Genomic DNA, 25,359 nt, shown 5'->3' on the forward strand with positions numbered 1-25,359 from the left:
GTTTCTATTTCTTCTTCCTGGGCGGGCCCTTGCGCTCGGCGGAGGCGGCCCAGATGTTGATGTCGGCGTCCTTGGCGAAGACGTCGATCTCGGCGAGTTCTTCTGCCGTAAAGTCGGGCGTCTCGATGGCCTTGACGCAGTCCTCGACCTGGGAGGGCTTCGACGCGCCGATCAGCGCCGTGGTGATGTGGCCACCACGCAGCACCCAGGACAGCGCCATCTGCGCCAGAGTCTGGCCGCGCTTCTCGGCAATCTTGTTGAGGCCGCGGATGTTTTCGAGATTGCGCTCGTTGAGGAAGCCCGGATCGAGCGACTTGTCCTGCGTCGCGCGGGTGCCTTCCGGAATGCCGTTGAGGTATTTCGAGGTGAGCATCCCTTGCGCGAGCGGCGAGAACACGATCGAGCCGACGCCGAGCTCTTCGAGCGTATCGATCAACCCGTCTTCCTCGATCCAGCGATTGATCATCGAATAGCTGGGCTGGTGAATAAGGAGCGGCGTGCCCAGGCTCTTCAGGATCTCGTAGGCTTCGCGGGTGCGCTTCGAATTATAGGAGGAAATGCCGACATATTGTGCCCTGCCCGACCGCACGATGTGATCGAGCGCGCCGCAGGTTTCCTCGAGCGGTGTGTCGGGATCGAAGCGGTGCGAATAGAAGATGTCGACATAGTCGAGGCCCATGCGCTTCAGGCTCTGGTCGCAGGAGGCGATCAGGTATTTGCGGCTGCCCCATTCGCCGTAAGGGCCGGGCCACATGTTGTAGCCGGCTTTCGACGAGATGATCAGCTCGTCGCGGTAACCCCGGAAATCGGTCTTGAGGATCTCACCGAAGGCTTCCTCGGCGGAGCCCGGCGGCGGACCGTAATTGTTGGCGAGGTCGAAATGGGTGATGCCGAGATCGAATGCCTTGCGGCAGATCGCCTGCTTGGTGGCATGCGGCGTGTCATTGCCGAAATTGTGCCAGAGGCCGAGCGAGATCGCCGGCAGCTTCAGCCCGCTCTTGCCGCAGCGATTATAGGTCATCCGCTCATAGCGGTTTTCGGCGGGGGTATAGGTCATGGATGGTTCTCTCCCAGATGCATGTGCCCGGCGGAAACGAAGACCCCCTCTGGCCTGCCGGCCATCTCCCCCACAAGGGGGGAGACCGATCGGGGACGCTCCCGTTCTCCGCCAGCCGCAACTTAGCGGAGACGAAGCAAAAGCCCAGAGGCGGCGGCGGAAAAGCCCTCCCCCTTGTGGGGAGGGGTTGGCGATGGGTCTAGCGAAGCAGAGCCTGCGCTTCGTCGATACCCAGAGCTGCCGGTTGGGTGCAGGTTGTCGACAATGTCACGAATTCTCCCGTCTCGCCCGACTTCAGGATCGAGACCATGACGTCGACGCCGTGCAGGGTACGGTCGAGCGAGCAGCGGGCATCGCGGCCTTCGAGAATGGCGACAGCCATGTCGGCGAGACCGGCCGTGCGGTAGTTGGCGCGCGGCCCTTGCGGGCTTTCCTGGTTGTTGATGCCGAATGGATGATCCCAGGCTTCAAGCGGCTGGATATCCTTGTCGCGACCGGAGGCTTCGACGACACCGCCGAAGAAGTTGGGGTCTGGCACGTAGAGCGAGCCTTCGGTGCCGTAGAGTTCCATATTGGCGTGGCGATGGCTCCAGACGTCCCAGCTGGCGGACAGCGTGATCGTTGCGCCGTTCTGGAATTCCAGAAGCGCATGGATGTTTGTGGGCGTCTTGACCGGGATCTGCTCACCATTGCGTGGCTGGCTGGTGATGGTGCGGGTCTCGCTGGCCATCGAGGTCAAGGCTGCTACGCGCTTCACCGGACCGATCAAGTTGATCAGGTTGGCGATATAGTAAGGACCGAGATCGAGAACCGGGCCGCCGCCCGGCAGGAAGAAGAAGTCCGGGTTCGGATGCCACATTTCCATGCCGGGGCTCATGACGTGGCAGGTGCCGGAGGTGACTCGGCCGATGCCACCCTTGTCGATATAGGCACGCGCCAGCTGATGCGCGCCGCCGAGGAAGGTATCGGGTGCGCAGCCGACGGACAGGCCCTTGGCTTTGGCAATCGCACGCAGATCTTCGCCCTGTTCAAGCGAGAGCACCAGCGGCTTTTCCGAATAGACGTGCTTGCCGGCTTCGAGGATGCGCTTGGAGACCGGGTAATGCGCATCCGGGATGGTCAGGTTGACGACGATATCGACCTCGTCATTGGCGAGAAGCTCGTCGATCGTCTGTGCCTTCACGCCGTATTCTTCGGCGCGCAGCTGCGCCGCACTCATGTTGATGTCGGCGCAAGCGACGACTTTCAGGCCGCGAAACAGCGGCGCGAGCGTAAAGTAGGTGGTGGAGATATTGCCGCATCCGATGATGCCGACGCCGAGTTCGCGTGCCATAAGAATGTCCTGCTCTGTGCGCTGGGTTCAATAGGTTTTGAAGGACGCGATCGAGCGGGTGATCAGCCGGTCGATGTCCTTGGGATTGTCGTGCTCCACGACGAAATGCTTGACGCGGGTGCTCTTCAGCGCAGCGACAAGGCCCTTCCAGTCAACGGTGCCATGGCCGACATCGGCCCAGCCGTCTTCGTCGGCATTCTCGCCGGCCGGTGCGATATCCTTCACGTGGACGGCGCTGATGCGCTTACCGTAGCTTTCGATCCACGCAAAGGGATCGGCACCGCCGCGGATGACCCAGGCGATATCGGCTTCCCAGTCGAGTTCCGGGCCACCGGCGAAGATCTGCTCCTGCGGGGTGGAGCCATCCGGCAAAGCCACGAATTCGAAGTCGTGATTATGCCAGCCAAAAACGAGGCCGGCATCGCGCAGCGGCTTGCCGGCGGCCTGTAGGCGCTGGCCAAAAGCGAACCAGCCGCTGGCATCCGTCGGACGCTGGTCCGGCATCAGGTAAGGGCAGTAGACCGCCTCGATGCCGAGCGTCTTCGCAATCTTGATCACGCGATCAGGGTCGCCCTCGATCATGTCGAGGCCGAAATGGGCGGTCGGCATAGTCAGGCCGTTGTTATCGAGTTCCTTGCGGAAGGCATCGAGCTCACCATCGGCGAGCGAGGCGTAAAGCGCGCCGTAGCCTTCGACCTCACCGTAACCGGCGGCCTGGAGCTTCGGGTAGATGCCGCTGAAGGGCTGAAAATTGCGGGCGCTGTAAAGCTGAAATCCGAGCGTGGTCATAGGGGTACTCCTCCTCGTTTTCCCTGGATCGGGCGCCCAGGGCCTTATGGGTGTCGCCTGTCATTCCACCGACTGGCAGCTGTAGAGATCGTAGATGCGGAATGCCGGCAAGGTGCCTGATGGTCGTGCCGTGTCCGGGGTGAAGGTGATGCGGCGGCTTTCACCGGCCGTGAGGTCGAAGGCGTTGTCGGAATAACGACCGGCGGTCTCGCTTTCGAGCATGACGAAAAGCGCCAGCCCCTTTGCGGTGACAGTTACCTCGAACGCACCATCATTCGTGGCGATGACGGTGGTCTCGATACCCGCCGGCTGGAGCTCCAGCGCCTTATAGGTGCCGTTGATAAAATGCCCCTCCCCGGTCATGCCGTTGGATGCAATGAAGCTCCAGGCGAGAAGACCATCCGCCGGGATTTCGCTGGCATCCAGCGTGACGAGAATGTCCGCAGCGTCGGGGCCGCAATCGCCCTGCACGCTTTTCAACGGAATGCGCTCGCCCGAAAGCGTCAGGACGAAGAGGTTGGCATCGACCGTGACGGTATCCAGCGTATCATTGACCATGGAAAGCGTGATGGAAGTGGCATCCTCGGAAGGAATGGCAGCGACCGCGACCGGCTGGAAGAAGCGACGAACCATGTAATGCATGGCCTTCCAGCTGCCGCCATAGTTCAGGCTGGACCAGGAGGCGACGGGCCAGGTGTCGTTGAGCTGCCAGTAGATCGTACCCATGCAGTGGGGCTTCAGCGACCGCCAGTATTCGACGGCAGTCTTGATGGCGAGCCCCTGCTGGATCTGGCTTAAATAGACGAAATTGGCAAAATCCTTCGGGAAGCGGAAATAGCGGAACATGGTGCCCGCGATCCGCTCATTGCCGCCGACATTCTTCTGGTGCAGTTCCATGACGGGCGACGCGATGTTCATGTCGCTCTTGTCGGCGAAACTCTCGATGACGGGCAGCGAGGTGTAGGACTGGAAGCCGAATTCCGAGCAGAAGCGTGGTTTGACGGTTCGGTAATTATCGAAACTCTTGTTTTCGTGCCAGACAGACCAGTAGTGCATGTCGCCCGAACCATCGGCATGCCAGGCATCGCCGTAGTCGAGATAGCCGGAGGCCGGGCTCGACGGCCACCAGATGCCTTGCGGGAAGGACTTCTTTACGCCCTGCTCGATGACGCGATTGAGGCGGTCATAAGCGACGAGATAGCGGTCGCGGTTGTCGCGCGATTCCGGAAACCAGGTCAGCGCACCGACGAGCTCGTTGTCGCCGCACCAGATGACAATGGAGGCGTGGCTCGACAGGCGCTTGACCTGATATTCGACCTCGTGAGCGACATTGTCGAGGAAGTCCTCGGTGCATGGGTAGAGATTGCAGGCGAACATGAAGTCCTGCCAGACCATCAGACCAAGCCGGTCACAAAGGTCATAGAACCAGTCGGCCTCGTAAAACCCGCCACCCCAGATGCGGATCATGTTCATGTTGGCCGCGATAGCGGAATTCAGCAGGTCTTCCGTCTTCTCTTCCGACGCGCGCGAAAAGAGCGCGTCCGCTGGGATCCAGTTGGCACCACGGCAGAAGATCTCGCGTCCGTTGACCTTGAGCGCGAACCGACTGCCGGCTGCGTCGGAATCGGTGAGGAGTTCGACAGTGCGCAAGCCGATCTGGCGGGTGACGACCTCCGTCGGCAGATCGACGGTCAGCGTATAGAGCGCCTGCGCGCCGGAACCCGATGGCCACCAGAGGCGCGGGCTCTCGATCTCGAAGACATGCACGATCTTCGTTTCGCCGGCGGCGATACCGACATCGAGGCGGACTCGCTCGCCGTCGAGATCAAAATGGATTGGCACGACTGCGGGCTCAGACGAATGCAGTGTGGCGATCACCTTCAGGTCAACGCGGCCATCGGCATGATGCACCTGCTCCGTCTCGACATGTTCGATGCGGGCGGGATCAAGCTGTTTCAATGCGATCGACCCATAAAGGCCAAGCGGCGCAAGGGCGATGTTCCAGTCCCAGCCGAAATGGCATTGCGGCTTGCGCAGCATATTGCCGTTGGGGATCGGCGAATTCGCGGTCGAATACGGGATATAGAAGGGCTGGCGCGCCTGGCGCTCGGCGCCCGCGGTGATGCTGGAATGGAAGAGGATGCGGATCTTGTTTTCACCCGGCTGGAGCGCGTGGCTGACATCGGGGCGATAGCGCCGGAAGCAGTTGTCGGCTGAGAGCACCGGGATATCGTTGACGAAGACCACGGCGACGGTGTCGAGATAGTCGATATCGAGATACCAGCTGCCAGCGACATCCGGGACCATGACGCTGCGCTCTATGGCCCAGTCGCGCTCGGCGACCCACTGCACCGCTTCTTCATTGCGGGCAAAATAGGGATCGGGGATGAGGCCGGCAGCCTGGAGCGCCGAGTGGACATCACCGGGGATGCTGATCGACGCCCCGTGGTCGCCGTCCACGGACGACAGATGCCACGCTCCCTGGAGATCGATGGTGCCGCCGCTCGTATACTCATTCATGATACGCGTCCTGGAAGAAAAAGGCGTCCCGGCACGCAGGTCCGGGACGCAGGGGGGATCACTCAGATTCGGTCTTCACTCTTTGCGTCGAAAAGGGAGGCGACCTCCATGTCGAAAGCGAGGCGCACACGCGCACCCGGGGCATAACGCCGCGTACCGCTGATACGGACCGACATTGTATGGCCGGCATGTTTCAACCACAGAAGATTGTCGGCACCCATCGGCTCTTCGATATCGACGACAGCCTCATGCAGTTCGGTGATGCCCGTTTCCTCGTCGACCTTGATATGCTCAGGCCGGACGCCAAGCACGACCTTACGGCCGGCGGTCAGCGGCTCCTGCGACCTGTAGCCGTCCAGTGAGAACAGCACATCATGCGTGCGGAAGAAGACCTTGCCGCCCTCGTTGACGAGTTCGCCATGCAGGAAATTCATCGACGGCGAACCGATGAAGCCCGCGACGAAGAGGTTTCTCGGCTGATTGTAGATGGTGTTGGGATCTGCGAGCTGCTGGATCACGCCGCTCTTCATGATTGCGATGCGGTCTGCGAGCGTCAGGGCCTCGATCTGGTCGTGGGTGACGTAGATCATCGTGTTCTTGAGATTGTGGTGCAGACGCTTGATTTCGACGCGCAACTCCGAGCGCAGCTTGGCGTCAAGGTTGGAGAGCGGCTCGTCGAACAGGAAGACATCGACATCGCGCACCAGAGCGCGGCCGATCGCCACGCGCTGACGCTGACCGCCGGAAAGCGCTGACGGCTTGCGGTCAAGCAGTGGGCCGATCTGCAGGATATCGGCGGCACGCTGGACGCGCTTCTCGATTTCCTCCTTCGGCATCTTGGCGACCTGGAGGCCGAAGGAGAGGTTCTTTTTCACCGACATCTGCGGATAGAGCGCATAGGACTGGAACACCATGCCGATGCCGCGGTCCTTGGGCTCCTCCCAAGTGACGTTCTTGCCCTTGATGAAGATTTGCCCGTCGGTCGGCTCGAGCAGGCCGGCGATGCAATTCAACAGCGTGGACTTTCCGCAGCCGGATGAGCCGAGGAGAACGATGAACTCACCGTCGACGATGTCGAGGTTTAGGTTTTCCAGCACCTTGACGGCGCCGAAGCTCAAAGAGAGGTCCTTGATCGATACACTGTGCGACATGAGCTTAACCCTTGACTGCGCCGGCTGCGATGCCCCGGACGAAGAGGCGTCCGGAAATGAAGTAGACGATGAGCGGCACCGCGCCGGTCAAAAGCGTCGCGGCCATGTTGACGTTGTATTCCTTCACGCCCTGGACCGAATTGACGATATTGTTGAGCTGCACTGTCATCGGGTAATATTCCGGGCGGGTGAACACGACGCCGAACAGGAAGTCGTTCCAGATACCGGTGATCTGCAGGATCATGGCCACGACGAAGATCGGCAACGACATCGGCAGCATGATCCTGAGATAAATCTGCCAAAACCCTGCCCCATCAATGCGCGCCGCCTTGAACAGTTCTTCGGGCAGCGACGTGAAATAGTTGCGGAAAAGCAGCGTCAGGATCGGCATGCCGAAGATGGTGTGCACGATAACAAGGCCGGTCAGGGTTCCGTAGATACCGAGTTCGCGCAGCACGATGACGATCGGGTAAATCATCACCTGATAGGGAATGAAGGCACCGATAATCAGGACGGTGAAGAAGAATTCTGAACCCTTGAAGCGCCAGTTGGCGAGCGCATAGCCGTTGACGGAGGCAATCAGGATCGAGATCAGCGTCGATGGGATCGTGATGCGCACGGAATTCCAGAAACCACGCGACAGGCCATCGCAATTGAGGCCCGTGCAGGCTGTGGCCCAGGCCTTGACCCATGGCTCAAAGGTGATCTCCATCGGCGGCGAGAAGATGTTGCCGAGACGGATTTCCGGCATGCCCTTGAGCGATGTTACGACCATCACATAGAGCGGCACCAGATAGTACAGCGCAAAGAAGATCAGCGAGCCGTAGAGCATGATGTTGCGGCCGGAAAAGGTCCGCTTGGGCTTGGCGCCACGGGGGCCTTTTTCCAGACGGCCGGAGACTGCATCGAAACCGGCAGCCGCAGTGTTGAGAGAACCGGGATTAGCCACGCTTCTTACCTCCGAATTCCAGATAGGCCCAGGGGATGATGATGATGGCGACGGTCAGCAACATCATCGTCGATGCAGCGAAGCCCTGACCGAGGTTCTGTGCCTGGAACATGTAGTCATAGACATATTTCGCCGGGACTTCGGAGGCGATGCCTGGGCCGCCGCTCGTCTGGGCTACGACCAGGTCGTAGAGACGGACGATGCCGGAGGTGATGATGACGAGCGTGGTGATGAACACGGGTCGCATCATCGGGATAATGATGAAGAGATAGGTCTTCCACATCGGGATGCCGTCAACACGCGAGGCTTTCCAGATATCTTCGTCAATGCCGCGCAGACCGGCCAGAAGCAGGCACATGACAAGACCGGTACCCTGCCAGAGACCGGCAATCAGGATGCCGTAAATGACGATGTCGGGATTGTAGAGCGGATTGAAGGTGAAGCTTTCCCAACCGAGCGAACGGACGATCGACTGAACACCGAAATCAGGATTCAGGATCCATTGCCAGACAAGGCCGGTGACGATGAAAGACAGCGCAAAGGGATAGAGGAAGATCGTGCGGAAAGCGTTTTCAAAGCGGATCTTCTGGTCCATCAATGCTGCGAGAACAAAGCCGATCACGATCGAGAAGATCAGGGACAAGATGCCGTAGATCGCCAGATTCTGGATCGACATGACCCAGCGCGGCGCATCCCAGAGGCGTTCATACTGGTCGAAGCCGACGAAATTCGTGCGCGGCAAGAGCTTCGAATTGGTGAAGGAATAGACCACCGTCCAGATGGTCCCGCCGAGGAAGATCACCAGAGCGGTGAGCACCATCGGGATCGATGCAATCTTGGCATTGAGATTGCGAAACAGCTTGTTGGGTCGACCGGCATGCCGAGCGCTTGCCATGGGTCCGTCCTCCTCGTCCTAGACACCGGGATCGAGCAAGGTCCGCGACGAGAGCACCACAAGGCGCCCCTCCTCCCACGCGGTCCGCTGCCGAGCGACACGTCGCTCTCCCGGTTGAAATTGGCCAGTGAACGGCCGGGGACGAACCCCGGCCGATCGTCATCCGGTCAAATCATTCGGCAGATGCGATGATGTCGGCGAAACGCTTCTGCGCGTCTTCCGGCGTCATGGATGCATTGGCGAAGAACTCGGAGAAGAGGTCTTCCTTCTGCTTCTGGCTATCAGCCGAGAGCAGCTGGTCGGTGCCCTGGATAACATTGCCCTTGGCAAGGATATCAAGGCCCTTCTTCATGCAGTCATTGGCAGCGGCCAGATCGACGTCGCCACGAACCGGCAGCGAACCCTTCTTCAGGTTGAACGCCACCTGAGTGGTCGGCGAGAGCAGTGTCGAAGCCAAGACGTCCTGTGCTGCCGACTTAGCCTCGTCATCAACGACGGGGAAGTAGAAGGCGTCACCACCTGTGGAGATGATCTCGTTCACGCCGAGGCCAGGAAGGCAGGTATAGTCCTTGCCCGCAACCTGGTTGGCGAGCGCGAACTCGCCCTGCGCCCAGTCACCCATGATCTGGCCGCCGGCCTTGCCGGTGATGACGAGGTTGGTTGCCTGGTTCCAGTCTTGGACATTGCTGCCTTTGGCCATGCGGCGCGCATCGTCAGCGGCCTTGAAGACCTTGGCGATTTCAGGACCTGCCGCGACTTCCTCGTCCTTCTCCTTGAACACCTTCTCGAAGGTTTCCTTGCCGGCGATGGCGACCATCAGGACGTCAAAGGCACCGGCAGACTGCCAGGGCTGACCACCAACGGCGAGCGGAATGATACCCTTGGCTTCGAGTGCCGGTGCGGCTGCGACGAATTCGTCCCAGTTCTTCGGAACGGCAACGCCGGCCTGCTCAAACGCCGCATTCGACAACCACAGCCACTGCCAGGAATGGATGTTGACCGGCGCGCAATAGATTTTGCCGTCGATCGTGCAGCTATCGAGCAGGCTTGCCGGCTTGATGATGTCCTTCCATTTTTCCTTCTCGGCGACCGCCGTCAGATCCTTCATCAGACCGGCTTCAACCAGTTCCTCAGCCTGCCGGCCATGGTTGAACTGCGTGGCGCCCATCGGGTCACCGCCAGTGATGCGGCTGATCATGATCGGGCGGGCCGTGCCGCCGGACCCGGCGATGGCGCCGTCGATCCATTTGTTGCCGGTGGCATCGAATGCCTTGGCAAGCTCGGCTACGGCCGCGGCTTCACCGCCGGACGTCCACCAATGGGTTACTTCAAGATCGGTGGCCTGCGCTGCCGCAAACGGCATAACGACGGTAGCGGCTAGAGCTGCCGCAAAGCTACGAATATTCATGAGTCTCCTCCCTCACTGAAACGTTGCCGGAAAAACTTATGCGAAGTGTCAGACACACGCAACCGGCTGCGGAAGAAATTTTGTTAACAGCCTTCCTTCCGCTCAAAACCTCAGGGCGGAACGAGCAAGGAGACAGGAGATATTCAGAAAAATATTGCAACGCATCACGATTAATATAACTGAAATGTCTCACAATTGCGGACACACTAGATGAAACGTCTCGCGCCGCAATACGAATCCTTCTTGCAATGCAGCAGCTTCCTCGCACGCCTATGAGTTGAGCGACTGCGATCCTGGATGCAAATAAAGGCTCGACAAACAAACTGTATCGTTTCAGATTTAACGGCTGTGGCGCTGAAAAATGGTGCCGCCGGGCCGGTTTGCACAGGGCTTGGGACCGACTATAAGCGGGCGAAAGCGAGTGGCGGGACAGCATGACGGAACAGCAAGAACGAATGCCGGCGCAGCCGGGCGGGGCCTCGGAACGACCGACCCTCAAAACGATCGCCTTCATGACCGGGCTCGGCATCACCACGGTGTCGCGGGCCCTCAAGGATGCGCCCGATATTGGTGCAGACACCAAAGAACGGGTGCGGATGGTGGCCCGCCAGCTCGGCTACCAGCCGAACCGCGCCGGCGTGCGTTTGCGCACAGGCAAAACCAATGTGATTGCGCTGGTTCTTGGGATTGACGAGGAGATCCTTGGCTTTTCCAACCAGATGGTTGTCGGCATTTCGGAAGTGCTGGCAGGCACGCCCTACCATATCGTGGTCACGCCACACGCCCATACCAAAGACCCGATGCTGCCCGTGCGCTATATCCTCGAGACGGGGTCAGCCGACGGCGTGATCATATCGCGGCTGGAGCCGGAGGATTCGCGGGTCAGCCTGCTGATGGAGCGCAACATGCCGTTTGCGACCCACGGGCGCACACGGCTCGGCGAACCGCACCCCTTCCACGACTTCGACAATGAAGCTTTCGGTTATGGAGCTGTGGAACGTCTGGTCGCGCGGGGACGCAAGCGCATCGCACTCTTGCCGCCGCCAAGCAAGCTCACCTATTACGACCATCTTCGCGCAGGCTTCAGTCAGGCGATGACGGCTTTTGGCGCCCAGGAAGTGTCGCTGCCAATCAATATCGACGCCTCGCTTGAGGAGATCCGGACGATGGTTCAGGGCCTGATGAGCGGACCGGAGGCGCCGGATGGCCTGGTCCTGTCTTCGGGCAGCAGCGCCATTGCCGCCAATGCCGGCATCGAAGCAGCTGGCAAGCGGGTTGGCCGGGAGCTTGATCTGGTCGCCAAGCAAGGCACTCCCATTCTGAAATGGGTGCGACCTGAAATCATCACCGCGCATGAAGACGTCCGCCAGGCGGGGCGTGAACTTGCCAAGGCCGTCATTGCGCGGATCGACGGGATCGAGCCGTCCCTGCTGCAGAGTATCAGTCAGCCGCGCTGGGACTAAGCGCGGCTGCCGTTCCCGAACCTATCCTATCCAAAAGCTGGGGCTTGGCCTTCATCCCAGACAACGACCGCGTTGCGACCGCGAACCTTGGCCGTATGGAGTGCCGCATCCGCGCGCTTCAGCAACTCATCGGGCGTGACCTGCATGGCACCATGGGCAATGCCAACGCTGACGGTCACCGTCACCATCTCGGCACCGAAGAAGAACATCTGCTCAGCCACCGTATCGTGGATCAAACTGCCGAGCATCGCCGCCCGGTCGACATCACAATCCGGGACATAGGCGGCAAATTCCGCTCCTGCCAAGCGGCCGATCAACGCATTCGACGGTAGTTCACGGGCCATCAGCTGCGAGCAGCTTCGCAAGACTTCATCGCCACTGGAATGACCGAAGCGGTCGTTGATGCGCTTGACGTGGTCGACATCGACATAGAGAAAGGCGCCCTCGCCGCGGATTTTGAAGGACAAAGTCTGCATCATGTCGAGGAAGGTGCGACGGTTGACCAGGCCAGTCAGGGTGTCGGTTGCTGCGACCCATTGGTTCTCGAGCTGCAGCCGCTCTTTGACCATCACATAGGCACTGAAGTTGCCGAGGAAGGCACTCAGCAGGAATTCCACTTCGAGGAGGTCGCTCCACAGCGAAGGTGTCGTCACGATGACATCACCCTGCCCCGTCAAGAGTTCGGCCATACCATTGCCCGCGAGGACAAGACCGGTGATCCCATGAACGGCGAACCATGCAGCGATCAGGCCTCGGCTCGGCAGGCGCTCGCTGCGAGCAGAGATCCAGTGTTCGCGCAGGATCAGGCCACAATATAGGGCAGAGATCAGACCGAAGAAAACGAAACGAAGGCCGCTGTCCTCGTTGAAGACAGCGAAGCTCGCGGTAAACGCGGCCCACAGAACCGGTCCCATAGTGGCAAATTGCAGATGTACCGCTCGGTGATCGAAGCTGCGCAGGCCCTGCCAGGCAAGCGCAAGCGACATCAGGAGCAGGCCCTGCCCAAACGGTATGGAAAGAGCCGTTCCAGTTGATGCCAAGATGGCGCCGAACGCGCCGCTCATCGCGGCCAGAGCCCAAAGCAGGAAGTCCAGCCGACGCCCACCCTGCCGCCATAGGCGCAGGAAGACGAGTGAAAAGACGGCGTGAATAGCCACGCTCGCCAGCAAAAGCGACTGCGAATGAAAGGAAAACATGAAACAACGCCTGAAATACGAGAGATTTCGTTAACCGAAGGCCGACGCTAGGCGCGATTCGTTAAATGGTGAGTAAGGAAATTCCTAGGATTTTAATCGAGCGCGGTTGTACACACGCAAGACTGCACTCAACGCTTCCAGAGCAATTCCAGCAAAAGTGCAGAGCACATCGCGCCAGCGCCACGGAGAGCATGGCAGAACCGGGGCGACGCCACCGATGGCGCTTTCGAAAGAAAAGGCCCGGGACCATGGAGCCCCGGGCCTGATCCGTGCCAAGTGGCACCGGATTGTGTTCGGCTTAGAACTGGCCCGCCCACGGACCATGATGGATGTCCTTGCCGTCGAGACGCTCGAAGCCATGGGCACCGAAAAAGTCGCGCTGGGCCTGAATCAGGTTGGCCGTGCCGCGGCCGCGGCGATAGGTATCGAAATAGGACAAGGCCGAGGACAGGGCCGGAACCGGGAGGCCGGAAAGCGCGGCATGGGCGACGACCCGGCGGAGTGCTCCATCCGTTTCCTTGACCATGGCCGAGAAGGCCGGGGTCACAACGAGGTTGGCAACGTTCGGATCCTTGGTGAAGGCCGAGGTGATCTCGTCGAGGAACTGCGAGCGGATGATGCAGCCGGCGCGCCAGATGCGGGCGATCGTCGGCATGGGCAGAGACCAGTTGAACTCTTGCGATGCCGACGACATCACGGCAAAGCCCTGCGCATAAGCCGCGATCTTGGCGGCCAGCAGCGCGTTTTCGAGATCGGCGATGAAGGCGGCCTTGTCCTTCGGCGCTTCGGTGAGTGTTGGTAGGCCGAAGAGTTTTTCGGCAGCAAGGCGCTCTTCGCGCAGTGACGACAGCACGCGGCCGGAAACGGCGGCCTCAATGCCGCTGGCTGCTACTGCGAGGTTCTGTGCCTCAATCGCCGACCATTTCCCCGTGCCCTTCTGACCAGCGGAATCGACGATGATATCGACCATCGGCTTGCCGGTTTCCGGGTCGGTCGCCTTCAGGACCTTCTCGGTGATCTCGATCAGATAGGAGTTGAGGCGGCCTTTGTTCCAGGTGCCGAAGATCTCGCCAATTTCGGCTGCAGACATGCCGAGACCGTCACGCAGGATGCCGTAGATCTCGGCAATCATCTGCATGTCGGCATATTCGATGCCGTTATGGATCGTCTTGACGAAGTGGCCAGCACCATCCGTGCCGAGCCATGCTACGCAAGGCTCATCATTGAACTTCGCAGCGATCGAGGTCAGTACGGGTTCGACGCGCTTCCAGCTGTCTTCCGTGCCGCCGACCATGATCGACGGACCATGGCGCGCGCCTTCCTCGCCACCGGACACGCCCATGCCGATAAAGGTAAAGTCAGTGCCGGCAAGCTTTTCAAAGCGGGCGACGGTGTCACGGAAATTGGCATTGCCGGCATCGATCATGATGTCGTTCTTCGACAGATACGGCATCAGCGCTTCGATCTGCTGGTCGACGGCTTCACCGGCCTTGATCATGATGATGATCGGGCGCGGCGGACGGATGGCGGCGACAAATTCTTCGATCGTTTGGCAACCGATGATCCGGTCGGCAAGATCGCCTGCTTCACCGAGGAATTCGTCGGTGCGGGCCGGCGTGCGGTTGAAGACCGCGATGCGATTGCCCTTCTCTGCGATGTTGAGCGCCAGATTGGAGCCCATGACCCCGAGACCGATCAGACCAATTTCCGCTTGCTGCACGTCAAGACCTCCGCATGCACATTCAGGATGCGGCTTTCTCGCATTCGTTGCCCGATGCGGCAAGACGGAAATTGGGCCCCGATTGTCAACGCAGTGTCAATCGCCGGGTTTGTCGTCGTCCTGCGTGATGACACGCCAACCTGCACCGTCGAGATCGTCATACTGGCCGCTCTTCAGCGACCAGAGAAAGGCAAACAGACCGAGGCCGCCGAGAAACAGCGCGATCGGGATGAGGTAAATCAGCATATTCATGCAGCGAGCCTCGCATCGCCTGATACCGCGGCGCGTTCGATGGCAGTCGATGGCGCAGCGGTCGCACCGTCAAGGGTGAGCCGGTTCAGCCGGAGCGCGTTGACCACAACGATGATCGAGGATGTCGACATGGCAACGGCTGCGATCAGGGGCGTCGCATAGCCAAGAAGTGCAATCGGGACGGCAATGACATTGTAGCCGATCGCAAGGACAAAATTCTCCCGGATGAGCTGGCCAGCGCGACGCGAGGCTTCGATCGCAAAGGGCACGGCTTCGAGGCCGTCGCGCATGAAGACGAAATCAGCGGCCTGGCGACCGACATCGGCCGCTGTCGCCGGCGCCATCGACACATGGGCGGCGGCGAGCGCCGGTGCATCATTGATCCCGTCGCCGACCATCAGCATGCGCCGGCCCTCGGCAGACGCTTCAGCACAGGCCTCGGCCTTTTCACGCGGTGTGAGTGCGGCATGCCAGTCGGCAATGCCAAGGTCTCCAGCGAGCCGCGACACGACCGCCGGCCGGTCACCGGACAGGATGGCGAGCCCAAACCCTTCCTGTTTCAACTGGGCAACGGCCTGTACCGCACGCGGACGAAGAATGTCTTCGAAGAGGAAAATTCCCCGTTCCAGGCCATTGAGAGACAGCACGACTTCCGAGAAGGGTTGATCAGTTGCCGCGTCTTCCATCGGCCGGGCAGTGACGGCAAAGCGACGATTTCCGAGGCGCCAGCGGCCTTCGGCCGTTTCCGCCTCGACGCCTGCACCCGGCACTTCCCGCACCGCGTCGAAGCTTTCGGGCTGACCGCCATAGGCACCCCACAAGGCCCTGGACAGCGGATGGCGGGAATGGGCGGCAAGACCGGCCGCAATGGCAAAGGTTCGGGCGTCGATCCGACCGCTGTCGACAAGCCGAGGTCGTCCAAGCGTCAACGTTCCCGTCTTGTCGAAAGCGATTGCCTCGATTTCGGCGAGCCGCTCCATGGCAGATCCGTCCTTGACCATGATGCCGGCCTTAAACAGGCGCCCGGCCGCGACGACCTGAACCACCGGCACGGCAAGGCCAAGCGCACATGGGCAGGTGATGATGAGGACGGTAATCGCCACCATCATCGCATGTTTCCAGTCACCGTCGTAAAGGCCCCAGGTGGTGAAGGAGGTGATCGCGAGCAAATGGACGGCTGGCGAATAGTATTGCGCCGCGCGGTCGGCGATGCGCCGGTAACGCGCCCTGCCCCCTTCCGCCGCCTCCATCAGGTGAATGATTTCCGCCAGGAAGGAGTTCTGCGCCGTTGCCGTTGCTCTGATTGTCAACGAGCCGGTAAGGCTCATCGTGCCGGCCTGGACCTGCGTTCCCGGACGCACAGAGACGGGCGCGCTCTCACCATTGACGATCGACATGTCGAGGTCGCTTTCACCAGTCAAAACGACGCCGTCGACAGGAATGCGGTCACCGGCGGCGATTGCCACATGGTCGCCGACCCTGATCTCCTCGACCGTGCGGAAATCGCGGCCGCCCTCGGCCGTCAGCACCATGGCACCCCGAGGGCTTAGCCGCGCCAGGCCGCTGATTGCCGATCGCGCGCGGTCGCGCATGATGTGATCGAGTGTGCGGCCGATCAGCAGGAAGAAGAGCAGCGAGGCCGTCGCATCAAAATAGGCGTGTTCGCCATGATGGATCGTTTCCCAGAGCGATGCGAAATAGGACAGCGAGATACCGATCGCGATCGGAACATCCATATTGGTGCGGCCATGCTTAATCACGTTCCAGGCTGACTGATAGAAAAAGCGCCCTGCATAGATCAGCGCCGGTGCGCAGATCAGAGCGGATATCCAGTGAAACAGGTCGCGGGTCGAGGCTTCGGCCCCCGACCATACAGAGACCGACAACAGCATGATGTTTGTCGCCGCAAAGCCGGACAGCGCTACAGCGCGGATCAACTGGTTTCGCAAAGCGTCAGATGCTTCCTCGGCTGCCGTGAACAGATGCGATTCATACCCGGTCGAGGCAATTGCGCGCGGCAGCGAGACAGGATCCGTCTCCAAGCCGTTTACGCTTTCTCTCCACACGACGGAAACCCGCTTGGTCGAGAGGTTGACGCGGGCGCGCTCGACTTGCGGCAAGGCCTTCAGGACACCTTCGATCGTGGTGATGCAAGTGCCACAATGCACGGCCGGCACGCTGAGATCGACCTGCAGAAGCCCCGGACCGACCGGGCGGCTCGACAGTCGCAACTCTTCGGCCGAGGGAAGCGCGTGTCCGGCCCGCTCCATATCCAATGCGCCTTCTGTCCCGGCTGCACAGCAACTCATCGTCATTCCCCCGAAACGGTGATCCGGTTTGCTTCATGCATGATCGTTCGGCCGTCTGTCTTAGCCATGATCTCGACGATCCAGTTGCCGGGCTGGATGTCCCTGTCGGCAATATAAAGCCCATCGCCAGCCGGGGTTAGGGCCAGTTCGAAATCATGTTCAACGCCGACCGGACGCTTGAAATGCGCCAGAACGCTGTCTGCAACCACGGGAACATTCCCGGGAAGCATCAAGCGATAGCGAATGCCTGACACCGTGACCTTGGTTTCGCCGACAATGCCCGTCGAGAGCATTTCGCGGATCGCCGCCGTCTTGCCGTTGAACTCCTGGCTCGCGACATAGGTATTCTTCACAACGAGGCCACTCCAGCTTGAGGTTGCCAGATAGGCCATGGTGAAGTTTACGGCGATAATGACGCCGAAGAACGAAACCATGACGGCCACCATATGCCAGCCGGTAAAGGTGAAAGGCTTTTTTGCGTCAGCGCTCATTTTTTGGCTCCTGGGCCGATGAAGACGGCGTCATAGATGGCTTGTTCGTCGCTGGCGACGTCCTTGGCGACGAAGCGAAGGTCCTGTTTCTCGTTCGTCACCATCTTTCCTGCCATGGTGACAAAGACCTTCAACGTGGTGGCTTCATCGGGTTCAACGGAGACGGTGAACGACCGTGCCGGCATCTCGCTGACTCCGTTGATTTTCATGGTTGCCTCCGGCAAGCCATCCAACTGGACGATAATGTCGCGCGGGACCGCGACCATGTTGAGGATGCGCAGCGTATATCCGTTGCGGATTGAACCATCCGATTCCAGCACGTATTGCGGATTGCGATCATGCAGGACGTTGAGCTCGAGCCTGTCACGTCCAACGAGAGCGATCAGCAGTCCGATACCGACTGCACTCCATACGCCCATGTAAAGTAGCGTGCGGGGACGGAAAATGACGCGCCAGTCGAAATGACGAATCTTGTCGGAGAAGCTGCCATCAGGATTGCGCACCTGGCGCGGGTCAATTGCCGTTGCGCCGTTGTTGGTCGCAAGTGCCATGTTCGACTGGTACTCATCGAGCGTCGCATAGGCGATCAGTCCGCGCGGCTTGCCGATCTTGTCCATGACACCGTCGCAGGCATCAATGCAGAGCGCACAGGTTATGCATTCCAGCTGCTGGCCGTCGCGAATATCGATCCCCATAGGACAGACGGCGACGCAGGCATTGCAGTCAACGCAGTCGCCCACCGCTTCACCGGCGGCCGCTGCCTTCTTGGCATGCCGCGTTCTCGGTTCGCCGCGCCAGTCGTTATAGGTGACAACGAGCGAATTCTCATCCAGCATGGCTGCCTGGATGCGGGGCCAGGGGCACATGTAGATGCAGACCTGCTCGCGAGCGAGCCCACCGAAGACATAGGTCGTGGTCGTGAGGATGGCGACAGTGATGTAAGCGACAGGATCGGCATTGCCGGTCATGAAGTCACGCGCCAGTGTCGGAGCGTCTGCGAAGTAGAAGATCCAGGCGCCGCCGGTCAGCACGCCGATCAGGATCCATATCGCGTGCTTGGACACCCTCTTCCAAAGCTTGTCGAAGCTCCAGGGTGCTGAGTCGAGCTTGATGCGCGCGTTGCGGTCGCCTTCGATGAAGCGCTCTATGACCAGGAACAAGTCCACCCAGACCGTCTGCGGACAGGTATAGCCGCACCAGGCGCGGCCGACAGCCGACGTCACGAGAAAGAGGCCGAAACCGGCCATGACGAGCAGACCGGCCACGAAGAAGAATTCCTGCGGCCAGATCTCGATGAAGAAGAAGTAGAATCGGCGATTGGCGAGATCAATCAGGACAGCCTGATCCGGAGCGAATGGCCCACGGTCCCAGCGCAGCCACGGCGTCAGGTAATAGATGCCGAGCGTAATCGCCATGACGAACCATTTGAAGCGGCGGAAATTGCCTTCGGCCCGCTTCGGGAAGATTTTCTTGCGTGCCTCATAGAGCGGCTGGCGTGTCCGGGCGGACATAACCGGCGCAGCATCGAGCTTCTCGACGTCGCCGGCTTCGGTTGAGCGCATCTCATCGGTATGCATGGTCATGGCAGGAGAACCTTCTTCTGATGTTCGCCTTGTCCCACCCCCGGCACCATCCCGCCTTGACTTAAGTCAAGCAGCGGCGAAGCGTCGCAACAGATAGAGAAAAGCCTATATCGAAGAACGGGCAGGCGCACCTTTCGATACGCCCGCCCGCGATGTCGGTTTTCAGACTTACTCGCCGCCGCCCAGAGAATGGACGTAGACTGTCAGCTGCTTGACCGTAGTGTCGCCCAAACGCGCACTCCACGCCGGCATCGCACCGTGTTTCGGCTGGCGGATCTGGGCTGCGATCTGTGCTTCCCCATCTACCTTGAGCCAGATGGCATCCGCAAGGTTCGGCGCACCGAAGTCCCGGCCACCCTTGGCATCTTCACCGTGGCAGGATGCGCAGTTTTCAGCGAAGACTGCCTTGCCCGGCTCGACCATGGTGGCATCGAGAGGCGTTCCGGTCAGGCTGACCACATAAGCCGCGGCCTGCTTGACCTGATCGGCGTCGAGAATTTCACCGAAGGCCGGCATTTCCGAGACGCGCGTATCGGCGTCCTGATCGTAGCGGATCCCGTGTGCGATCGTGGTGTGGATCGCGTCCAGATCCCCGCCCCAGAGCCAATCGTCGTCGTTCAGGTTCGGATAACCGGCGCCGCCGGCGGCACCCGACCCATGGCAGGGCGAGCAGTTGACCTTGAAGGCTGCAGCACCACCGGCGACAGCAAACTGGGCCAGCTCACGGTCGGCGACGATATCCTGAAGGGACATTGCGGAGATCTTTTCCAGGTAGACGGCCTGCGATGACTTCGCCACCTCAAGCTCCTGAGCGACCTCGGCGCGGCTGGAATATCCAAGCCACCCCTTGGTGTTGCCGGTCAGAAGCGGCCAGGCCGGGTACATGACCGTGTAACCGATGGCCCAAAGGATGGTCACGTAGAAGGTGTAGACCCACCAGCGCGGCATCGGGTTGTTAAGTTCGCGTATGCCATCCCACTCATGGCCAGTGGTTTCGACGCCGCTGATCTCGTCGATGTGTTTCTTGTCTGCCATAACTCAATCCTCCTTGAGAGGGATGCTGGCCGCATCGTCGGCAAGCGTCTTGCCGCCGGGGCGGAAGGTGAAGAGCACGACGCCGGCGAAGAACAGAGCCATTGCAAGAAGGCCCCAGCTGTCGGCGAAGTGCCGCATGGCGGTATAGGTTTCCATGGTGCCCTCCTTAGCGATACCCGGTTGCGTCGTCATAGGTGGAGAAGTCGACCAGCGTGCCGAGCATCTGGAGATAGGCAACGAGTGCGTCCATCTCTGTGAGCTTGGCCGGATCGCCGTCGAAATCACCAATCTGTGCCTTGGGGTAGCGTGCCAGAAGCGCTGTCGTATCCGCATTCGGATCAGCCTGGGCCGCCAGATCCGCCTCGGCCTGCTCGACCATTTCGTCGCTATAGGGAACGCCGACACGACGGTTGGCAATCAGCTCCATCCCGACGTTTGCCACCTTGAGGGGCGTTTCCTTCAGGTAGGAATAGCTCGGCATGATCGATTCCGGCACGACATCGCGCGGCTCTATCAGGTGCTGGACGTGCCACTCGTTGGAATAGCGTTGCCCGACACGGGCGAGATCCGGCCCGGTGCGCTTTGAACCCCACTGGAACGGATGGTCGTACATCGATTCCGCGGCCAGCGAGTAATGGCCATAACGCTCGACCTCGTCCTTGAAGGGACGGATCATCTGGCTGTGACAGACATAGCACCCTTCGCGGATGTAGATGTTGCGGCCGGCCAGTTCGAGCGGTGCGTAGGGCCGCATGCCCTCCACCTTCTCGATGGTGTTCTCGAGGTAGAAGAGCGGAGCGATTTCCACGATACCGCCAATGGTCACGACCAGCAGCGAACCGAGGAAGAGAAGGCTCGTGTTCTTCTCGAGGATTGCGTGTTTATCAAGAATGGACATGTGAGCCTTCCTTTCATTCAGCCGGTTGAGCAGCAACAGGCGCGACCGTTCCGGCGATAGGCGCTTCCTGGCGCTCATAGCCGAGGATGGTCATCAGGACGTTGTAGGCCATGATGAATCCGCCGAGGAGATACATGGCACCGCCCAGCGCACGCAGCACGAAGTAGGGATGCATGGCTGAGACCGATTCCGCGAAGGAATAGACCAGGAAGCCCTGCTCGTCGTATTCGCGCCACATCAGACCCTGCTGGATGCCGGCAACCCAAAGGACCGCGGCGTAGACAACGATGCCGAGGGTGGCGAGCCAGAAGTGCCAGTTGACCATGCGCATCGAATAAAGGCGATTGCGGTGCCACAGCTTCGGCGTCAGGTAGTAGATCGCACCAAAGGTGATCATGCCGACCCAGCCCAGAGCGCCAGAGTGAACGTGACCGATGGTCCATTCGGTGTAGTGGCTGAGCGAATTGACGGCCTTGATCGACATCATCGGACCTTCGAAGGTCGACATGCCATAGAAGGCAATCGCGATGACCATCATGCGGATGATCGGGTCAGTGCGGATCTTGTCCCAGGCGCCAGAGAGCGTCATCAGACCATTGATCATGCCACCCCAGGACGGCATCCACAGCATGATCGAGAATACCATGCCAAGCGTCTGCGCCCAGTCGGGCAGTGCCGTATAGTGCAGGTGATGGGGACCTGCCCAGATATACATGAAGATCAGGGCCCAGAAGTGGATGATCGACAGGCGGTAGGAATAGACCGGACGACCGGCCTGCTTCGGCACGAAATAATACATCATGCCGAGGAAGCCTGCGGTCAGGAAGAAGCCAACAGCGTTATGGCCGTACCACCACTGCGTCAAAGCATCCTGCACGCCCGCAAAAGCCGAGTAGCTCTTCACACCCAGGAATGAGACCGGCATCGACAGGTTGTTGACGATGTGGAGCATTGCGATGGTGACGATGAAGGCCAGGTAGAACCAGTTGGCCACATAGATGTGGCTCTCCTTGCGGGTCATCACCGTGCCCATGAAGGTGATCAGATACGCCACCCACACGACGGTCAGCCACAGATCGACATACCATTCCGGCTCGGCATATTCCTTGCCCTGGGTGATACCCAGAAGATAACCGGTGGCCGCCATGACGATGAAGAACTGATAGCCCCAGAAGACAAACCAACCGAGATTTCCGCCAAACAGTCGCTGACGCGAGGTTCGCTGCACCACATAGAAAGAGGTGGCGATCAGCGCATTACCACCGAAGGCGAAGATGACCGCGGAAGTGTGCAGCGGCCGCAGGCGCCCGAAGTTCAGAAACGGCTCGATATTGAGGTCGGGATAAGCGAGCTGCAAGGCGACGACCACGCCAACCAGGAAGCCCACGACGCCCCAGAAGACTGTAGCGATGACGCCATACTTGACGACTTCGTCGAAATATTCGGACTTTGGCGCGGTGACCGGCTTTGCGCCGACGGGCGCAAATTTCATCCGCCGCAGCATGACCACGGTGCCCGCAGCCAGTGTAAAGAAGGCGACCCACATATGGGCCGCAAAGAGGCTGTCATGGGCGAAAGCCACCCCGAGCAGCGCGGCGAAGGCGAGCACCGCCATCACCAAAGTCTCTAGCGTATAGTTCATTGTTGGAATCCCCCAACGGCTTGCTGATCTCTTCGCGGAAGGCCCTCGGGAAGGGAATCCTCTCGCGTCGTCTGCATCCATCGCATCGCGGACACGAAGCCACCTTGATCCAAGTCAATGCAGGATCGCGTGCAACTGGCGAAGCTGGGCAAACAAGCGGCGATTGAGACGATAGCTTGAACCTTGGCCATCAGAGCACCCGGTGTGCTGTGCGTGCGATGGCGCAAGCATTGTCTGCGAGGAGAAATGCACATGCTGACCAAAGCGACGGCTCCACAGGTGCTCCTGCAGACGGCAGGCGAGCAGGATACGGGCGGAGGAGCTGCGGGCGGAATGGCGGACAGGACCGGCGAGGACCTCCAGTGGCTTCGTCGGGCCCATGACGAACAGCTGGCACTATGCAGCGAGCTGGAGGCGATTGCCGACTCCTTGCCATCTGCGGTCAACCGGCAGAAATGCATCTATGCCGCCAAGGCTCTGGGGCCCTTAATCCAGGGAATTCACCGCTATGAAGAGAGCATTCTCTTTCCGCAGCTTCTCGCCGATCCGCGGGCCGGACATAATATCGACGCCACGCTGGAGCGCCTCAAGTTTGAACACTGTGAAGATGAGTGTTTCGCGGAAGAGCTGACGGACGCACTTTTGAAACTGGGCTCAGGCGATATCGTCAATATGGAAGCCGTCGGCTACATGCTGCGCGGTTTCTTTGAGGGCATCCGCCGCCATATCGCATTCGAACGCGAATATCTGTTCCGGGACATGCAGGACGGATAGACCGCTTCGGCCAACAGTTGAGGACGGCCTATGTCCGCTCAGGCAGCGACGCCCTCGGCCACACTGATGCTGTCGGTCAATGTGAGGACTGCACCGTTGATCAGGCCCTGGCGGGCCTTCAAAGGCGCATAACGCCCCTTGAAGACAACTTCATCGCCATACCCATCGTGGAAGGCGCTGGCGAACTCGCCGCTGCGCCCCGCGAAAGCGGCATCAAGCGCCATGCGCATGTCGACCACAGCGGCCGATGAGAGATTGCAGTCGAAGATGCTGCGGCCAATCAGATCCATCTGGCGAACCTTAAGCAATGCCGCCATCGCCGGATTTGCGAAGAGGTAGCGATCATCGCGGGTTACGACCGCAACCCGATCCGGCAAGTTGTTCAGGATCGATTCGTTGAGCTGCTCGTCATCACCCAGTTCGGCAAGACAATCCACCGCAGACGATCCCATATCGAGCGCTGGCTGCGGCTTACGTGGCCCAAAGTAGCGCTCTATCAAAACTGACAGCATGGAGGCATGGCGCAAGACGCAGGAGCGGTCGTCTGCATCTTCTCGCAACAGACGCGTGAGGAGGCTGAGCTGAAGGTAGATCTGTTCCGGCTCGCTGGCGCGATGGTTGATCATCTCCGTGATCAACGGATCGATTTCGCGGTCAAGCGCGGCCACCAGGGCATCATCACCGCTATGGATGGCGCGCTGCAACTGCTGATTCTTGTTCGACACCTGCTCGAACAGGTCCAGTAAACTGGCTGCTTGAAATTCGCTGGACATCCGTACCTCGCCGCATTGGATGTGATGGCGTGCCCCGCACCATCACAATCTACCCGTGCGTAAGGCGTAACATGAGGTCAAATCACATTCAATATTTCGTATGCAGTTCGATCGTGCAGCCCAAAAAATATCCGCGAGCGATGTGTCGCGAATATGAGACGTAAGCCTCTGTAAGAACATCCTTTAATTAGATGGAGTGCTTGATGTTCCAGCGGTCGTGATACCAGAGCCACTGCTCCGGATATTCACGCACCCAAGCTTCAACCTTGTCGTTGAGCACCTGGGCGGTGGCGTTCACGTCGATCTGTCCCTTGGCATTGCGTGGCAATGCGATTCGCGGCTCTATTTCGAGGCGGAACCGATTTCCAGGCAGACGGATGCAGCGCGCCGGATAGACCTCGCATTCGAACTGACGGGCAAGCTTGGCAAGCAGAGGATTGGTTTTGACCGGGCGATCGAAGAAGCGTGTCTCCACGCCCTTCTTGAACTTCTGGTCGACAAGAACGCCGACGCCACCGCCCTTTTCCAGCTGACGTGCGAGTGCAAAGGACGAGCCTGCATGCGACGGCACCAGGTCCCCCATACGCTTTCGGCGGAAGTTGAAGACCTTCTCCGCGATGTAGGGGTTGTTTGGCGGCCTGAACAGGACGCTGACAAAAAGACCGAAAGCAGCACCCGCGACTGGAAGCAGTTCGAAATTGGCCGTATGGCCGGTAAAGACGATGAAGGGCCGCGGATTGTCACGCAGATCGAGGAATTGTTCGATGCCGGAAACCTCGATACGTCCCTCGCCCGGACGGCTCGGATCAAAATCGAACAGCCGGTCGAGAAAGATATACTCCGCAGCAAGCCGGCCCATATGGCCCCAGCTCGCCGAGGCGATTGCCTCGCGCTCCGCCTCGCTCTTCTCCGGGAATGCATTGCGCAGATTGACCAGCATCAGGCGATGGCGAGAGGTCTTCGGACCAAGCCAGCGCATCAGCCTGTCAGCAAAGTTGATCGCCGCATCCGCCGGCAGGATTTTCAACGCTGTCAGAAACCCGAAAACCGCTTGCGCCACCGACCAGTGGTAAAACTTTCGCAGCGCCAGAACGATACGGGTGATCAGCATCCGCACGGGA

22 protein-coding genes are annotated in these 25,359 nt (G+C 59.9%); 2 read left to right on the forward strand and 20 right to left on the reverse strand.

Annotation, left to right across the window (positions count from 1 at the left end; all coding sequences use genetic code 11):
- Positions 1-4: 4 nt before the first annotated feature.
- The 8 genes from mgrA to ACSV9I_RS03180 form a co-directional block, all read right to left on the reverse strand.
- Complete coding sequence (mgrA, locus tag ACSV9I_RS03145; protein WP_438327166.1) at positions 5-1,057, reverse strand: L-glyceraldehyde 3-phosphate reductase; 1,053 nt, start codon at positions 1,055-1,057, stop codon at positions 5-7.
- A gap of 199 nt (positions 1,058-1,256) precedes the next feature.
- Positions 1,257-2,390: a Gfo/Idh/MocA family protein gene (locus ACSV9I_RS03150; protein ID WP_054158466.1), complete on the reverse strand. Its 1,134-nt coding sequence runs from the start codon at positions 2,388-2,390 to the stop codon at positions 1,257-1,259.
- A gap of 27 nt (positions 2,391-2,417) precedes the next feature.
- Positions 2,418-3,179 carry a sugar phosphate isomerase/epimerase family protein gene (locus ACSV9I_RS03155; RefSeq protein ID WP_438327169.1) on the reverse strand — a complete coding sequence of 254 codons (762 nt, stop codon included), beginning with the start codon at positions 3,177-3,179 and terminating at the stop codon, positions 2,418-2,420.
- Positions 3,180-3,239: 60 nt separating this feature from the next.
- Positions 3,240-5,699 carry a beta-mannosidase gene (locus ACSV9I_RS03160; RefSeq protein ID WP_438327171.1) on the reverse strand — a complete coding sequence of 820 codons (2,460 nt, stop codon included), beginning with the start codon at positions 5,697-5,699 and terminating at the stop codon, positions 3,240-3,242.
- A gap of 62 nt (positions 5,700-5,761) precedes the next feature.
- Positions 5,762-6,850, reverse strand: a complete 1,089-nt coding sequence (locus tag ACSV9I_RS03165) for an ABC transporter ATP-binding protein (protein ID WP_438327172.1) — start codon at positions 6,848-6,850, stop codon at positions 5,762-5,764.
- Positions 6,851-6,854: 4 nt separating this feature from the next.
- Positions 6,855-7,799, reverse strand: a complete 945-nt coding sequence (locus tag ACSV9I_RS03170; RefSeq protein WP_438327174.1) for a carbohydrate ABC transporter permease — start codon at positions 7,797-7,799, stop codon at positions 6,855-6,857.
- A complete protein-coding gene (locus ACSV9I_RS03175; RefSeq protein ID WP_438327177.1) occupies positions 7,792-8,694 on the reverse strand; it encodes a carbohydrate ABC transporter permease in 903 nt (300 codons plus the stop codon). Before ACSV9I_RS03175 ends, ACSV9I_RS03170 begins: the two co-directional genes overlap by 8 nt.
- A gap of 172 nt (positions 8,695-8,866) precedes the next feature.
- The gene (locus ACSV9I_RS03180) at positions 8,867-10,102 is read right to left on the reverse strand and encodes an ABC transporter substrate-binding protein (protein WP_054158460.1); all 1,236 of its coding nucleotides are present in this window, start codon (positions 10,100-10,102) and stop codon (positions 8,867-8,869) included.
- Positions 10,103-10,536: 434 nt separating this feature from the next.
- Here ACSV9I_RS03180 and ACSV9I_RS03185 point away from each other — a divergent pair, with 434 nt between their 5' ends.
- Positions 10,537-11,565, forward strand: a complete 1,029-nt coding sequence (locus ACSV9I_RS03185) for a LacI family transcriptional regulator (RefSeq protein WP_438327180.1) — start codon at positions 10,537-10,539, stop codon at positions 11,563-11,565.
- A gap of 26 nt (positions 11,566-11,591) precedes the next feature.
- Here ACSV9I_RS03185 and ACSV9I_RS03190 read toward each other — a convergent pair whose 3' ends face one another.
- From ACSV9I_RS03190 to ccoN, 10 genes are all read right to left on the reverse strand, one after another.
- A complete protein-coding gene (locus ACSV9I_RS03190) occupies positions 11,592-12,761 on the reverse strand; it encodes a diguanylate cyclase (protein WP_438327182.1) in 1,170 nt (389 codons plus the stop codon).
- Positions 12,762-13,059: 298 nt separating this feature from the next.
- Positions 13,060-14,481 carry an NADP-dependent phosphogluconate dehydrogenase gene (gene gndA, locus ACSV9I_RS03195; protein ID WP_438327184.1) on the reverse strand — a complete coding sequence of 474 codons (1,422 nt, stop codon included), beginning with the start codon at positions 14,479-14,481 and terminating at the stop codon, positions 13,060-13,062.
- 96 nt (positions 14,482-14,577) lie between these two features.
- Positions 14,578-14,733 (reverse strand): cbb3-type cytochrome oxidase assembly protein CcoS, encoded by a 156-nt coding sequence (ccoS, locus tag ACSV9I_RS03200; protein ID WP_082352508.1) that lies wholly within the window; start codon positions 14,731-14,733, stop codon positions 14,578-14,580.
- The gene (locus ACSV9I_RS03205) at positions 14,730-17,042 is read right to left on the reverse strand and encodes a cation-translocating P-type ATPase (protein WP_438327186.1); all 2,313 of its coding nucleotides are present in this window, start codon (positions 17,040-17,042) and stop codon (positions 14,730-14,732) included. Before ACSV9I_RS03205 ends, ccoS begins: the two co-directional genes overlap by 4 nt.
- A gap of 2 nt (positions 17,043-17,044) precedes the next feature.
- Positions 17,045-17,533 (reverse strand): FixH family protein, encoded by a 489-nt coding sequence (locus ACSV9I_RS03210; RefSeq protein ID WP_438327188.1) that lies wholly within the window; start codon positions 17,531-17,533, stop codon positions 17,045-17,047.
- Positions 17,530-19,110: a cytochrome c oxidase accessory protein CcoG gene (gene ccoG, locus ACSV9I_RS03215; RefSeq protein WP_438327685.1), complete on the reverse strand. Its 1,581-nt coding sequence runs from the start codon at positions 19,108-19,110 to the stop codon at positions 17,530-17,532. Before ccoG ends, ACSV9I_RS03210 begins: the two co-directional genes overlap by 4 nt.
- 174 nt (positions 19,111-19,284) lie before the next feature.
- Positions 19,285-20,151 (reverse strand): cytochrome-c oxidase, cbb3-type subunit III, encoded by an 867-nt coding sequence (ccoP, locus tag ACSV9I_RS03220; protein WP_438327190.1) that lies wholly within the window; start codon positions 20,149-20,151, stop codon positions 19,285-19,287.
- Between the two features lie 3 nt (positions 20,152-20,154).
- The gene (locus tag ACSV9I_RS03225; protein WP_054158454.1) at positions 20,155-20,307 is read right to left on the reverse strand and encodes a CcoQ/FixQ family Cbb3-type cytochrome c oxidase assembly chaperone; all 153 of its coding nucleotides are present in this window, start codon (positions 20,305-20,307) and stop codon (positions 20,155-20,157) included.
- A gap of 10 nt (positions 20,308-20,317) precedes the next feature.
- The gene (gene ccoO, locus ACSV9I_RS03230) at positions 20,318-21,049 is read right to left on the reverse strand and encodes a cytochrome-c oxidase, cbb3-type subunit II (RefSeq protein ID WP_438327191.1); all 732 of its coding nucleotides are present in this window, start codon (positions 21,047-21,049) and stop codon (positions 20,318-20,320) included.
- 13 nt (positions 21,050-21,062) lie between these two features.
- The gene (gene ccoN, locus ACSV9I_RS03235) at positions 21,063-22,691 is read right to left on the reverse strand and encodes a cytochrome-c oxidase, cbb3-type subunit I (protein WP_054158452.1); all 1,629 of its coding nucleotides are present in this window, start codon (positions 22,689-22,691) and stop codon (positions 21,063-21,065) included.
- A 252-nt stretch (positions 22,692-22,943) separates the two neighbouring features.
- Here ccoN and ACSV9I_RS03240 point away from each other — a divergent pair, with 252 nt between their 5' ends.
- The gene (locus ACSV9I_RS03240) at positions 22,944-23,465 is read left to right on the forward strand and encodes a hemerythrin domain-containing protein (RefSeq protein ID WP_438327193.1); all 522 of its coding nucleotides are present in this window, start codon (positions 22,944-22,946) and stop codon (positions 23,463-23,465) included.
- 38 nt (positions 23,466-23,503) lie between these two features.
- On the opposite strand, the gene ACSV9I_RS03245 is transcribed toward ACSV9I_RS03240, so the two are convergent.
- Together ACSV9I_RS03245 and ACSV9I_RS03250 are read right to left on the reverse strand one after the other, a co-directional pair.
- On the reverse strand, positions 23,504-24,238 hold the full coding sequence (locus ACSV9I_RS03245) for a PAS domain-containing protein (RefSeq protein ID WP_438327195.1): 735 nt from the start codon (positions 24,236-24,238) through the stop codon (positions 23,504-23,506).
- A 187-nt stretch (positions 24,239-24,425) separates the two neighbouring features.
- A complete protein-coding gene (locus ACSV9I_RS03250) occupies positions 24,426-25,355 on the reverse strand; it encodes a lipid A biosynthesis lauroyl acyltransferase (RefSeq protein ID WP_438327197.1) in 930 nt (309 codons plus the stop codon).
- Between the last annotated feature and the right edge of the window lie 4 nt (positions 25,356-25,359).

Source organism: Rhizobium sp. G187 (assembly GCF_051549525.1).
GTDB lineage: Bacteria > Pseudomonadota > Alphaproteobacteria > Rhizobiales > Rhizobiaceae > Allorhizobium.